The sequence below is a fragment of the Sphingopyxis lindanitolerans genome (assembly GCF_002993885.1).
GTDB lineage: Bacteria > Pseudomonadota > Alphaproteobacteria > Sphingomonadales > Sphingomonadaceae > Sphingopyxis > Sphingopyxis lindanitolerans.
Genome location: NZ_CM009578.1, coordinates 4,005,983 through 4,018,376, shown reverse-complemented (window position 1 = coordinate 4,018,376; position 12,394 = coordinate 4,005,983). Strand labels below are relative to the sequence as shown.

12 protein-coding genes are annotated in these 12,394 nt (G+C 66.0%); 8 read left to right on the top strand and 4 right to left on the bottom strand.

What is annotated here, in order from left to right; all coding sequences use genetic code 11:
- Window positions 1–30 precede the first annotated feature (30 nt).
- Both CVO77_RS18980 and CVO77_RS18975 read left to right on the top strand, forming a co-directional pair.
- A complete protein-coding gene (locus CVO77_RS18980) occupies window positions 31–807 on the top strand; it encodes a SapC family protein (protein WP_106000415.1) in 777 nt (258 codons plus the stop codon).
- A gap of 11 nt (window positions 808–818) precedes the next feature.
- Window positions 819–1,373: a cytochrome b gene (locus CVO77_RS18975; protein ID WP_106000414.1), complete on the top strand. Its 555-nt coding sequence runs from the start codon at window positions 819–821 to the stop codon at window positions 1,371–1,373.
- A 17-nt stretch (window positions 1,374–1,390) separates the two neighbouring features.
- On the opposite strand, the gene CVO77_RS18970 is transcribed toward CVO77_RS18975, so the two are convergent.
- Window positions 1,391–1,600 carry a DUF1674 domain-containing protein gene (locus tag CVO77_RS18970; protein WP_242446017.1) on the bottom strand — a complete coding sequence of 70 codons (210 nt, stop codon included), beginning with the start codon at window positions 1,598–1,600 and terminating at the stop codon, window positions 1,391–1,393.
- A 46-nt stretch (window positions 1,601–1,646) separates the two neighbouring features.
- On the opposite strand from CVO77_RS18970, the gene CVO77_RS18965 reads away from it, so the two are divergent.
- Entirely contained in the window at window positions 1,647–2,948 is a 1,302-nt protein-coding gene (locus CVO77_RS18965; protein ID WP_106000413.1) for an RsmB/NOP family class I SAM-dependent RNA methyltransferase, read from the top strand.
- Here the strand turns inward: CVO77_RS18965 and CVO77_RS18960 are convergent.
- From CVO77_RS18960 to CVO77_RS18950, 3 genes are read right to left on the bottom strand one after another with little or no spacing between them, the layout of a single operon-like run.
- Window positions 2,937–4,712, bottom strand: a complete 1,776-nt coding sequence (locus CVO77_RS18960; RefSeq protein WP_106000412.1) for an adenylate/guanylate cyclase domain-containing protein — start codon at window positions 4,710–4,712, stop codon at window positions 2,937–2,939. The genes CVO77_RS18965 and CVO77_RS18960 overlap by 12 nt on opposite strands.
- Window positions 4,709–5,857, bottom strand: coding sequence for a YARHG domain-containing protein (locus tag CVO77_RS18955; protein WP_106000411.1), 1,149 nt, complete (start codon window positions 5,855–5,857; stop codon window positions 4,709–4,711). Before CVO77_RS18955 ends, CVO77_RS18960 begins: the two co-directional genes overlap by 4 nt.
- Before the next feature lie 53 nt (window positions 5,858–5,910).
- Window positions 5,911–7,632, bottom strand: coding sequence for a DUF885 domain-containing protein (locus CVO77_RS18950; protein WP_106000410.1), 1,722 nt, complete (start codon window positions 7,630–7,632; stop codon window positions 5,911–5,913).
- Between the two features lie 125 nt (window positions 7,633–7,757).
- On the opposite strand from CVO77_RS18950, the gene CVO77_RS18945 reads away from it, so the two are divergent.
- From CVO77_RS18945 to CVO77_RS18925, 5 genes are all read left to right on the top strand, one after another.
- Window positions 7,758–9,068 (top strand): MFS transporter, encoded by a 1,311-nt coding sequence (locus CVO77_RS18945; RefSeq protein ID WP_106000409.1) that lies wholly within the window; start codon window positions 7,758–7,760, stop codon window positions 9,066–9,068.
- A gap of 149 nt (window positions 9,069–9,217) precedes the next feature.
- Window positions 9,218–9,886 carry an RBBP9/YdeN family alpha/beta hydrolase gene (locus CVO77_RS18940; protein ID WP_106000408.1) on the top strand — a complete coding sequence of 223 codons (669 nt, stop codon included), beginning with the start codon at window positions 9,218–9,220 and terminating at the stop codon, window positions 9,884–9,886.
- Entirely contained in the window at window positions 9,883–10,803 is a 921-nt protein-coding gene (gene cysK / locus CVO77_RS18935; protein WP_106000407.1) for a cysteine synthase A, read from the top strand. The genes CVO77_RS18940 and cysK overlap by 4 nt, the downstream gene beginning before the upstream one ends.
- Window positions 10,804–10,812: 9 nt before the next feature.
- A complete protein-coding gene (locus CVO77_RS18930; protein WP_106000406.1) occupies window positions 10,813–11,994 on the top strand; it encodes a cell wall hydrolase in 1,182 nt (393 codons plus the stop codon).
- Window positions 11,995–12,082: 88 nt separating this feature from the next.
- Window positions 12,083–12,334, top strand: a complete 252-nt coding sequence (locus CVO77_RS18925) for a hypothetical protein (protein ID WP_106000405.1) — start codon at window positions 12,083–12,085, stop codon at window positions 12,332–12,334.
- Window positions 12,335–12,394: the final 60 nt, after the last annotated feature.

The window sequence follows — 12,394 nt, the reverse complement described above, 5'->3', positions numbered from 1 at the left end:
CCCTCGGGGCGCACGATCCGGAGTTTCGCCATGGCCACCGCGCCCGCCAACAATCTGCCGATTTTCTATAATGATCTGGTTCCGCTTTCGAGCGTCGATCATGCCGATTTCCGTGCCCGCCCGCTCGACAATGCGGGATTTCTCGTCAACCAGCATGCGGTGCCGCTGACCTCGGACGAGTTCGTGTCGGCATGCCGTTTCTATCCAATCGTCTTTTCGGCGGGCGAGAATCCGGTGCCGCTGGCGCTGATGGGCCTCAACGAAGGCGTGAACACCTTCGTCGACAGCGACGGCAAGCTGCTCAACCCGGTCTATGTCCCGGCCTATATCCGCCGCTATCCCTTCCTCCTCGCGCGGCTCACCCCCGACAGCGAGGATCTGTCGCTGTGCTTCGACCCGACGTCGGCCGCGATCGGCAAATATGAGGACGGCGACGTCTTGTTCGAAGATGGCAAGCCGACCGAGCCGGTCAACGCCATCCTCGAATTCTGCAAGAATTTCGAGGAAGCGGGCCAGCGCACCGGGTTTTTCATGGAAGAGCTCAAGAAGGCCGACCTGCTGATGGACGGCGAAGTCGCGATCCAGCCCGAGGGCAGCGACAAGCCCTATGTCTATCGCGGTTTCCAGATGGTCGACGAGAACAAGCTGCGCGACCTGCGCGGCGATGTGCTCCGCAAGATGATGCAGAACGGTATTCTCGGCCTGGTCTTCGCCCACCTCTTTTCGCTTCAACTGATGCGCGAAGTCTTCGCCGAGCAGGTGAAGGCGGGTAAGGTGCCCGAACTGATCCAGGTTCCGGCGGTCTGATAGGAATAGATATGGCCACCATCGTCGCCGCCGGAACCACCGCCGATCCGCGCTATACGAAGGTGGCCATATGGCTGCACTGGCTGATCGGCCTCGCGGTGATCACCAATATCGGCCTCGCCATGCTGACTGAAGGTCTGCCGCGCGAGACGCACCACGCGGCGATGGGGATTCACAAGGCGATTGGCATAACAATTCTCATGCTGACGCTTCTGCGTATCCTGTGGCGCCTCGGCCACCGGGCGCCGCCGCTCCCCGCGAACACGCCTTCATGGGAAAAATGGACGAGCCGGGTCGTGCATTTCCTATTCTACGCGCTGCTGATCCTGCTGCCTTTGTCGGGATGGGTCTGGATGTCGGCGGCGGGCAGCCCGGTCGATATTTTCGGCCTGTTCACGATTCCGCCGATCGCCGCACCCGACAAGGCGTTCGCCGATGTGATGCACGAACGGCACGAGGTGATGGGCCTGACCATGCTCGCGCTCGTCGTCATCCATCTGCTGGCGGTGGTGAAGCATCAGTTCATCGACCGGAACCGGCAGTTGTCGCGGATGAACCCCTTTTGACGCCTCGCGCCAAAAGTTCAGAAATCGATCGCGAGGCCTTTAAGCTCCCAGTCGCCATAGCGCACCGGGTCGCGCCCTCCGGGCTGATCCTCGGCCCGGTCTTCGCGCATCGGCTCGGGCTGCGGCAGCGGACTGTTCGTCCAATGGACGGGCGGCCTGATATGCGCCGGGCGCTGGGTCGCTCGGCGAGTCCCGCCCATATCGTTCGATGTGCTGCTTCCGGTCATGATCGAACCGCCATAGGATATCCCTTGCCTTTCGCCAACCACCTCCATGGCTGATCGTCGCCCTCGCCGGGGGCGCGGACCCGCTGAAGCCGATCCGCCGGGCACGGCATCGCGGCGCGCCGCGCTTCGCCTGCTCGACGCCGTTCTGCGCCGCGGCGACCCGCTCGACATCGCCGCGCACGCCGCAACGCAGGGCTTGCCGCCCGCCGACCGGGCGTTCGCGATCGCCATCGCATCCGAAACCTTGCGCTGGATGGGGGACATCGACGCGCTGATCGATGGCGCGACGTCGCAGGTGTTGGCCGATGATGTGAAGTCGCGCACGGTGCTGCGGCTGGCGCTGGCGCAATTGCTCATCCTCAAGACTTCGCCGCACGCCGTGGTGTCCACCGCCCTTCCGCTCGTCGCGGGCGGCCCGCGCCGCCTCGTTCACGCGCTCCTGTCGCGCGCCCAGCAGGAGGAGTGGAGCCTGCCCGAAAGCGCCAACCTGCCCGAAGCGGTCGCCGAGCGCTGGGCCGATCAATGGGGCGATGCCATCGTCGCCGCCGCGGCCGCGGCATGGAGCGGGCCGCCGCCGATCGACCTCAGCTTTGCGGCCGAACCAGGCGACGAGGAATGGGCCGATGCGGCCGTGCTCGCCCCGCTGCATCGCCGCCTGCCGCGCGGCCAGGCGATCGAGGCGATGCCCGGATTCCGCGAGGGCGGATGGTGGGTGCAGGATCTCGCGGCCAGCCTCCCCGCGCGGCTGCTCGGTGCGGGGAACGGGCGTCGGCTGCTCGACCTCTGCGCCGCACCGGGCGGCAAGACGATGCAATTGGCAGCGGCGGGCTGGGACGTCGTCGCCGTCGATTCGAGCGCGAAGCGGCTGGAGCGCCTTTCGGACAATCTGGCGCGCACCGCCCTCTCCGCCGACGTCGTGCAGGGCGATATCCGTACATGGGAGCCCGACGCATCGGCCGAAGCCGTCCTGCTCGACGCGCCCTGCTCGGCAACCGGCATTTTCCGCCGCCACCCCGATGTGCTGCACCGGATCGAGCCGCGCCAGATTGACGAGTTGGCGGAATTGCAGGGCGAATTGCTCGCCCGCGCCGCACAATGGGTCACGCCCGGCGGCACTTTGCTCTATGCGACCTGCTCGCTCGAGCGCGCCGAGGGAGAGGACCAGGTCGCCGCCTTTCTCGACTGGCATCGCGATTGGACCATCGATCCGGTAACGCCCGAGGAACTGCCCGCCGGCATCATCCCCGACGACAGCGGTTTCGTCCGCACGCTTCCCGGAATGCTCGCCGACGCGGGCGGGCTCGACGGCTTCTTCATCGCGCGGCTGCGCGCGCCATCAGCCGCCTGAACGACGCGACAGGCGATAGAGCGCCAGTTCGCCATAATCCTTGGCGAGTCCGACCTTGCCGACATAATCGCAGTCGAAATCGCGCGCATTTTCGAGCGCGAGCATCGCGGCGAGCGGCTGGGTGCAATACACCTGTCCGACCAGGGTCACCGGCTCGATCCGCGCGGTGCGCGTGACCTCGGTGCCGTACCACAGCTCGTTACCGACCACCGGATCGACCCCGCGATAGATCGGGCCGAAGTGGATGCCTGTGCGCATCCCCGCCTTTTGCCCCTCGAGCCCGAGCCCGGCGGGCAGGACATTCAGCCTTTCCTGCATCGCGAGCGCGATCCGCGCCGCCGTCGCCGGATTGTCGATCACCGCATAGACCGCGTCGCCCCAGGTGTTGCGGAACAGCACGGCGTCGCCGAATTGATCGAGGATGCGCCCGATGCCGCCCATCACCTCGCTCGCGAACACCGGAAGTTCGGCCTCGCCGAGTTTCGAGAAACCCGCGAAGTCGGCGAACAGGATCGCATAAAGGCCGCGCTGCGTGCCTTCGGGCGGTTTCGGCGCGGGCGGAAAGTCGAGATTGCGGTCAAGGCCGCCGACAGCAATCGTCCGCGTTTCCCCGCCCCCGTCTTGCCAGAGCGCAATATCGGCATTGGTCCCGGCGATCTGCGCGCCTGAGCGCGCAGCCACCGCCGGGTCGACCACCGCAAGCTGGATCGCCACGGTTTCGAGCTCGCGCGCGCGCAGCTTGGCGAGCCCCATCGCGGTGTGCGAGCCGAGGATGAACTGGCAATCGTCGCTGACATAACCCGCTTGGCTCGCGAAATGGACCATCGCGGCGCCGTCGCGGCAGCGGCGATAACGCGGGAGCCACTCGGCGCCGCCCGACTGGACCGACTGGGCGATGAAATCATCCTCGGCAAAGGGCAGGACGATGGTCAGGTCGATGCCGCGGTCGAGCGCGGCTTCGGCGAACAAGATGTCGGCGCCGCACGCCAGCGGCCCGATCAAGGCCGACAGCGGCTGCGCATCGAGCGCTTCGGTGATCGCGTTCGCCGCATTCGCCTCGCCCGCGCCGCCAGCGCGGAACATGCGGCCGCAATAGACGCCGACGGGCGCGGGGCGGAGCAGCGCGGCGATGGCGGTCGCATGAGCCCCATCGATCGCGCCGCTGGCCGCCAGCCGCGCGATCTGGCGGCAGGTCGAGGCCCGGTCGCCCGCGCGCGTCCCCGCCTGCGCATCGGCGCCGCGCGCCTGGGCCAGCGCCTCCTCGCCGCGACCGAGCAGCAACAGCGCCTCGACAAGCGTCGCCTGGTCCCAATAATTGCCGGCGGCGGCGTTCGCGGCGATCGGTTCCGCCAGTGCCGCCGCGCGCTCGCGCTCGCCGAGCATCGCATACAGGCTGGCCGCGTTGATGGCCGGGAAATCCGCGCCTGACACCTGAAACGCATGGTCATAGGCGGCAGCGGCCTTCCTTAGAAAAGCCGCCCGCCGCGCGTCGTCATGATCGAAGGCTTCGTCCTTCCAGATACGCCCTGCAAGCGCCAGGCTGTCGACATCGCCGGTCGCGGCCAGGCCGAGTTGCTCGTAAAAGTGCATCGCACCAAGGCTGTCGCCCGACGCCGCGAGCGCGCGCACCATCAGATAGCGCAGCCGCGGACTCTCGGTCCCGTCGCGTCGCGCCGCCGCCGCGCAGTCGAAGGCGCTCAGCGCATCGCCCTGCCCGAGCCGGTGCGCGACCTCTGCCTCGACGGCGGCCGCCGATGCGGTCATTGCGCCCCGGCTTCAGCCGATTGGAGCAGCGCGACATTCGCCTTTTCAACCGCCGAAAGCTCGACGCTGTCGCTGGTCGGCTGATACCAGGAAAATTGGCCGAAATAGGCCTGCAGGCTTGGATCCTTGAAGCGCAGGCCATGCCGCGCGAAAATTTCATTCCGCGCCAACCGCGCCTGCTGTCGGCTCAGCCCCGCGACGTCGGCGGCGTTCAGCGCGCGCATCGCGGAATCGTCGATGATCGCCCCCTCGCCGCTCACGGCCGCCGCAGCCTTTGGCGCAGCCGCCGCGTCGTTTTCGACGAGGCGGATATATTTGCGGAACATGAAGCCCGTCGTGCCGTCGGCCTTGCGCACGCGCCACCATGGGCCGGACTGCCGGTAAGTCAGGAACGTCTCGCCTTTCAGCACCTTGCCGACGATCGCCGCCTTGCTGGTCTGGCTGGCGCGGATGTTGGTGAAGCCGTCGGGATCGTCGATCACCGCCGCCAGCGTGAAGGCTTCGACTGGCACCGCGGCCACGGGGACCGAACCATCCCCCTTGCTCTCCGGCGCGCTCGCCGTTTCCGTGGACGCTGCGGCGGTCGCCGGTTCAACCGGCGGCTGAAGGAGTTTCCACGCGAGGAGGGCAACCGCGACCACCGCAAGGCCCAGCAGAGCCCATGGCAGGAAAGATGATCTTTGCGCCGGGGACGGATCGGGCCGCTCGACCGGCGCCGGGCGCGGTGGCTCGGTTGGACGCGGCGGCTCCGCCGCCTGTCCGCACAATTCCTCCAGGCTCATCATTACCTTGCGCCAGCCGCGATGGTCGGGTTCGCCGTTCCAATCGGCCAACTCGGCGAACTGAATCTGATTGAACGGCAGCGGCGGCATCACGTCGTCGATCGACGTCTGCACCAGCTTCTTCTGGTTGCGCGCGACATCGGCCTCGGCGCGCACCCATTCGGACCCGGCCGAGGTGTGCGACCAGACGACGATCGCCGCCTTGGCGCTGCCGATCTTTTCGGTGATGACATCGCCGTAGGAGCGATGCGGCGGCAGTTCGGCATCCCACCACACATCGTAACCCGCCGCCGCGACCGCCTCGGCGATCTGGGCGACGCGCGCCTTGTTGTCGCGCGAATAGGAAATGAAGACATCGACCATCGGCTAGCCCCTTTGGATGAGAGGCTAGCCGGGGGTCATTCGATTCGCCAGCCTCAGAAGACCGCCTTCGGCGTATCCTCCTTCATCATCGCGGCGCGCACCATCGGGATCGGCGGGCCGCCATAGGACAGGAATTCGTCGTGGAACGCCTTCCACTTCGTCCGGTCGCCCTTGGTCCAGTCGTCGCGGAGCTTGCGGATCATCAGCTTGCCCATCGTATAGTTGAGATAGAGCGGATCATAGGTGCCGCGCGCCGCCTGCTGGCGGGCGTTGCCTTCGTCCTGATAGCATTGCTCCTTGAACAGTTTTTCGCTGTCCGCGACGGTCATTCCCTGGGTGTGGAGCCCGATCGCCGAGATAAAGCGGCAGTCGCGGAGCAGCGCGTTCGAAAGCTGGCCGATATGCGTTTCGGGGTCGCCATTGCCGAGCCCCGCGTCCCACATCATCTCCTCGGTATAATGCGCCCACCCCTCGGCGAAGGCATAGCCGACGAACAGCTTGCCGAAGATGCTCTCCGCGCGGTTCGCGTGGAGGAAGTTGAGGAAGTGACCCGGCCACACCTCGTGGACCGAGGTGAAGAGCAGGTCCTTCTTGCCCGGAACGAACGCCTCCTGCGTCGCCTTGTCCCAGCTCGGATCGGGCGGCGAGATGTAATAGACCGACGGCAGGCCTTTCTCATACGGCCCCGGAATGTCGATATAGGCGCTGTTCTGGCGGTTATAGGGCGGCGATTCCTCGACCTTGGCCTGTTCGGTGCCGGGGATCGAGACGAGATCCTTTTCGACGATGAAGGCCCGAAGCGCCGGAAGCTGGCGCCGCGCTTCGGCGACCGGGCCGTCGGCGGGCTTGTCCGAATTCATCTTTTTCATGCAGTCGGTGATCGTCATGCCGGCGGCATAAGTGGCGCAGGCCGCCTTCAAGGCGTCCTGGTTGCGCTTGAGGTCGGCCTGGCCGATGCGCTCCAGTTCGTCGAGCGGCGTATCGACCGCTTCGTTGGTCAGGATCATCTTGGCGAAATTGTCGGCGCCGATCGCATAGCCGTCGGCGGTGCCTGGCTTCGACCCGATATAGGCGGCGAGATCCTTCATCGCCGTCGCGGCCTTGGCCGCCGCGTCGTCGAACTGTTTCTGAAGCTCGGGATCCTTGACCTCGGCAAAGGCCTTCTTGGCGTCGCCGGTATAATAATCGGCGAAACCGCCAAAGCCCGCGGTGCCATATTTCACGAACGTCGCGGGCAGCGGCAGCTTGATGTTCGCCTTGATCTGCGCGGCCGCCGCCGGGACCTTCTGCGCATAGGCGATGAACGCCTTCATCCGCGTCGGCGCATCGGCATAGGGGCGCGAGATATAGACGTTGGGGTCGAGCTGACCGACATAATAGGCCGGGTTCTTGTGCGGGAAATCGGCGTCCTGCAGGAAGAAGAGTTGGCCCTGCGCGACATGCACCAGATAGTCGCGCTCGAACTTCTCGGCGTCGGTCATCTTGCCGTCGAACGCCTTGGCGTCGGCGATCGTCTTTTCGAGGAAAGCGATCTGCTTTTGCAGGCCTTCGGCCGACCAGTCGGGAAGCTGGCCGTCGAACTCATGCTTGCCCTGATAGACCGCGAAATTGGGATTGAGCGGGAAATAGCCCGCCAGGAAATTGTCGCGGAATTCGGTCCAGTTCTTTGCGTCCGATCCCGACGCGGGCTTGTCGCCCGATGCGTTGCAGGCGGTCAGAACAAGCAGCGCCGCGGCCATCGCGGCGCCGCCAAAGCGGGCAAATTGACGTGTCATTCGATCATCTCCCTCAATCGATGGCGGGTTTCTGCCACCCCGCCCGACGAATGACACCCGTTAATCGACGAACGGCATGGCCATGGCTCTGGACAGAGGCGGAATCGGCTCTAGGGCGGGGAACGATGGCAACCATATTCCCTCCCGATGGTGAAGAGCCCGAGCTGCCGGGCCCAGCGATCCTCGATCCTTCCCCGCTCAGCATCCCCGACTATCGCTATTATTGGGTCGCACGCTTCACCGCGGTGATGGCGACGATCGCGGTGGTCGTGGTAATCGGCTACCAGCTCTACGACACCGCGCGCACCGACTATGGCATGACAATCAAGGAAGCGTCGTTCCAGCTCGGGCTGCTCGGTCTCGTCCAGTTCGTGCCGATCGCCCTGCTGACCCCCGTCGCCGGCTGGGCCGCCGACCGATTCGAGCGGCGCAGCGTCGCGATCTTTTCCAATATGATCGACTTCGCGATCGCGATCCTGCTCGGCTGGTTCACCTGGACCGACGCGCTGACGTTGAACCTGCTGTTCGGCCTGGCCGCGCTGCACGGCGTCGCCCGCGTCTTTTCGGGCCCGGCGATGAGCGCGATCGCGCCGAACATCGTGCCGCCCGCGATCCTGCCCCGCGCGATCGCGATGAGCAGCATCGCCTGGCAATCGGCTTCGGTGATCGGCCCGGCGGCGGGCGGCCTGCTCTATGCCGCGCATCCGACCTCGGTCTATATCTTCGCCGCCGCCCTTCTCGTCATCTCGGCCTGGACGATCAGCCGGGTGCGCCCCGTGCTGCCGCCGCCCGCCGAAGTCCGCCGCCATCCGCTGCGCGAGATGGTCGACGGCCTGCAATTCGTCTGGAGCAAGCGCTTCCTGCTCGGCACGATCACGCTCGACCTGTTTGCCGTCATCCTGTCGGGGGCGACCGCGATGCTGCCCGTTTATGCCCGCGACATATTGCATGTCGGCTCCGAAGGGCTCGGCCTGCTTCGCGCCGCACCGGCAGTCGGGGCGGCCGTTGTCGCCCTGGGGCTCGCGATCCGCCCGATCGAGCGCAATGTCGGGGTCAAGATGCTGTGGGCGGTCGCCGCCTTCGGCGCCGGGACGGTCGCCTTCGGCTTGTCGACCAACCTCCTGTTGTCGCTGGCGCTGCTCGTCCTGATGGGCGCGGCCGACATGTTCTCGGTCTTCGTGCGCGGCACGCTGATCCAGCTCAACACCCCCGACCATATGCGCGGGCGCGTCAGCGCCGCGTCGGGCCTCGCGATTTCAGCGTCGAACGAGCTCGGCGAGATGCGCGCGGGCGCGATGGCCGCGGCGATCGGCCCGGTCAGCGCCGTCGTCGTCGGCGGCGCCGCGGCGATCGGCGTCACCGCGCTCTGGTCGTGGCTCTTCCCGGAACTGCGGCGCGCCCGAACCTTCGAGGCCCGCTTCGACAGCGACGACTGAGGCGTTTCGGCGACGCGCCGACGCGCCCCATCAACTCGTCGCAAGCCGCCGTCTTTTCATCACAAACTCATTGTCAATTTATTTAGTTGAGTTATTCAGATCACACCCGTCTCCGCGGTCCCCCTCCTCCCATCGATGGAGAATCCGCCATGCACAACGCCACCATTCGCCATAAGATCCTGACGATTCCCGGGTTTCACAACAGCGGCCCGACCCATTGGCAAAGCCTTTGGGAGCATAAGTTCGCGAACGCCGAGCGAGTCGAGCTTGGCCGCTGGGCCGAACCCGATCGCGATGCGTGGGTTCGCCGGATCGCCGAGGCGATCGAGGCCGAGAGCGCGCCCGTGCTGATCGCCGCGCACAGCCTCGGCTGCCACGCCTTTGCCCATTGGTTCGCCGCCGCGAGCACGCCGACGCGCAGCCGCATCGCAGGGGCGCTGCTCGTCGCGCCGCCCGACCTCTCGCGCCTGCGGCACGAACCGCGCATCACCGGCTTTGCCGACACGCCGGGATTCACCTCGCGGACGCCGATCATCGTCGTGGCGAGCGACGATGATCCCTATGCCAAGACCGCTTATATCTGGCGCCTTGCCCGGCAATGGGACGCACGCTTCGTCAATGCGGGGCCGTTCGGCCACATCAACGCCGACTCGGGCGTGGGGGACTGGCCTTATGGACAGTATCTGCTCGCCTCGTTACAACCCGCGCCGACGCCGGCGCTGGCGGACGAAAGCCAGTGGCTGCGCGCCGGAGACTGGCCGAATCGCGTCCGCCGCGACCCGCAGTTCGAATTCAAAGAAAGAGCGCACCGATCATGAAAGCCAATTCGATCCTCGATACCATCGGGAACACGCCGCATATCCGCATGGCCAAGCTGTTTCCGGACGCCGAAGTCTGGATCAAGTCCGAACGCAGCAATCCCGGTGGTTCGATCAAGGATCGCATCGGCCTGGCGATGATCGAGGCCGCCGAACGCGACGGCAGCCTGAAGACCGGCGGCACCATCGTCGAGCCGACGTCGGGGAACACCGGCATCGGCCTGGCGATGGCGGCCGCGGTCAAGGGCTATAAGCTGATCCTCGTCATGCCCGAAAGCATGTCGCTCGAACGCCGCCGGTTGATGCTCGCCTATGGCGCGACCTTCGACCTGACCCCGCGCGAGATGGGCATGAAGGGCGCGATCGAGCGGGCGATCGAGCTGGTCGAAACGACCCCCGGCGCCTGGATGCCCCAGCAGTTCGAGAATGAGGCGAATATCGACATTCACGTCCGCACCACCGGCCCCGAAATCCTTGCCGATTTCAAGGACACGCCGATCGACGTGCTGATCACCGGGGTCGGCACCGGCGGTCATATCACGGGCGTCGCGCAGTTCCTCAAGCCGCATTGGCCGAACCTGAAAGTCTTCGCGGTCGAACCCACCCAATCGCCGGTCATTTCGGGCGGCCAGCCGGGCCCGCACCCGATCCAGGGCCTTGGCGCCGGTTTCATCCCGCGCAATCTCCACACCGATCTTCTCGACGGAGTGATCAAGGTCGAAGCCGCCGACTCCAAGCAATGGGCGCTGCGCGCCGCGACCGAAGAAGGCATGCTCGTCGGCATCTCGTCGGGCGCCACCCTCGCCGCGATCGACCAGAAGCTGGCCGAGTTGCCGCCCGGCACCCGCGTGCTCGGTTTCAACTACGACACCGGCGAGCGCTATCTTTCGGTTCCCGACTTCCTGCCGGAAATCTGACCTCGCGCGATGCGCCTTGATGGGGATCCATCGGCGACGCCGCTGCGGCGCGACTGCCCAGCGGCGACGCCGCGTCTCGACTGGACGGGCTGGCTGTTCGTCCTGATCGCCGCCGCGGCGATCGTCGCGGTGCTCTATGCCAGCGGGCTGGCGAGCGTCGGCAGGCAGGACGCGCGGCCGCACCCGGTCGCGCCGCCCGCCGACGTCGTTCCCGACGTCCAGCCGATGGAACTCGCGCCGGTTACCGAAGCCGACGCACGCGCGCAGAACGCCGATATTCCGCTCGTCACCCGGGGTTTCGTCGCCGCGCGGCCCTTTCTCTATGCGGGCAGCGGCGACGGCCGGGCTCGCGCGCGCGACTGCCTTGCCGCCGCGATGCTTTACGAAGCAGGCGACGATTCCAAAGGGCAGCTCGCGGTCGGCCAGGTCGTGATCAATCGCGCCCGCCACCCCGCCTTTCCCAAGTCGATCTGCGGCGTCGTGTTCCAGGGATCGGAACGCACGACCGGATGCCAGTTCACCTTCACCTGCGACGGCGCCCTGAACCGCCGCTATTCGGACGCCGCCTGGGCGCGCGCGCAGGCGAATGCCGACAGCATGTTGTCGGGAACCACCTATCCCAAGGTCGGCCTCGCGACCCATTATCACACCGACTGGGTGCGCCCTTATTGGAGCGATAGCCTCGAAAAGATCGCGATCGTCGACACCCACCTCTTCTTCCGCTGGCCGGGCTATTGGGGAACGCCGGGAGCGTTTCGCGGCGCGGTGTCGGGGAACGACGCGGGAATCGCCAAGATGGCGGCGATCTCCCCCGCCCACGCGCTCGCGGTCGGCGCTCCATCAGCCGATCTCGCCGGGGTCGACGCCAATGCCGCGGTCGGCGAGGCGAAAGTGGTTGTCGGAGCCGGCGACGCTGCGGGCCGCGACACCATCTATGTCGCGCTCGACCGCCGCGCCGCGCCCGCAAGCTTCGTAACGACCGCGCTGCGCCTGTGCGGCGACAAGCCCTATTGCAAGTTCATGGGCTGGACCAACCCGGTGCTGAAGCCCGACAGCGACACGATGAGCGACCTGCAGCGCGCGGCGATGACCTTCTCTTACCTTCGCGACGACAAGGCGGGGTTCGAAAAGGCGCTGTGGAATTGCAGCGAATATAAGCGCGACGACGTCCGCCAGTGCATGAAGCGGTAAGATCAGACCGAGCAGGAATGTCGGCTTAGGGGTGGGAAGTTGACATTCCTGCTGATGACCTCATCCTATAGAAATCGGGGACGCGACCATGAACATTTCCAACTCTGACTTCATCCAGCTTGTGAAGCGTACACGCGAGAAGTTCGGTGTGAGCATTGACGAAGCTCATGGGCTGATTTTTGCGGACGAGGAGATGAGGCGCCTTGTCGCATGGCGTATCAATCACGACGAGGCCTGCAAGCGACAAGCTATGTGGGATCTTCGCGAAAAAGGCGATCACTCTCGCTTCGAGTTGGTTGGCGGTCGTATCCGATTTCGCGGTCAGGGTTCAGATCACTGACGTCCGCTATTGGTCGCAAGCGGACTCCCTACCTACCTTCGTCATTCCCGCGAAAGCGGG

Coding starts and splice junctions, on each gene's coding strand:
- CVO77_RS18980 (WP_106000415.1), top strand. CDS start 31: ATGGCCACCGCGCCCGCCAACAATCTGCCGATTTTCTATAATGATCTG.
- CVO77_RS18975 (WP_106000414.1), top strand. CDS start 819: ATGGCCACCATCGTCGCCGCCGGAACCACCGCCGATCCGCGCTATACG.
- CVO77_RS18970 (WP_242446017.1), bottom strand. CDS start 1,600: ATGACCGGAAGCAGCACATCGAACGATATGGGCGGGACTCGCCGAGCG.
- CVO77_RS18965 (WP_106000413.1), top strand. CDS start 1,647: ATGGCTGATCGTCGCCCTCGCCGGGGGCGCGGACCCGCTGAAGCCGAT.
- CVO77_RS18960 (WP_106000412.1), bottom strand. CDS start 4,712: ATGACCGCATCGGCGGCCGCCGTCGAGGCAGAGGTCGCGCACCGGCTC.
- CVO77_RS18955 (WP_106000411.1), bottom strand. CDS start 5,857: ATGGTCGATGTCTTCATTTCCTATTCGCGCGACAACAAGGCGCGCGTC.
- CVO77_RS18950 (WP_106000410.1), bottom strand. CDS start 7,632: ATGACACGTCAATTTGCCCGCTTTGGCGGCGCCGCGATGGCCGCGGCG.
- CVO77_RS18945 (WP_106000409.1), top strand. CDS start 7,758: ATGGCAACCATATTCCCTCCCGATGGTGAAGAGCCCGAGCTGCCGGGC.
- CVO77_RS18940 (WP_106000408.1), top strand. CDS start 9,218: ATGCACAACGCCACCATTCGCCATAAGATCCTGACGATTCCCGGGTTT.
- cysK (WP_106000407.1), top strand. CDS start 9,883: ATGAAAGCCAATTCGATCCTCGATACCATCGGGAACACGCCGCATATC.
- CVO77_RS18930 (WP_106000406.1), top strand. CDS start 10,813: ATGCGCCTTGATGGGGATCCATCGGCGACGCCGCTGCGGCGCGACTGC.
- CVO77_RS18925 (WP_106000405.1), top strand. CDS start 12,083: ATGAACATTTCCAACTCTGACTTCATCCAGCTTGTGAAGCGTACACGC.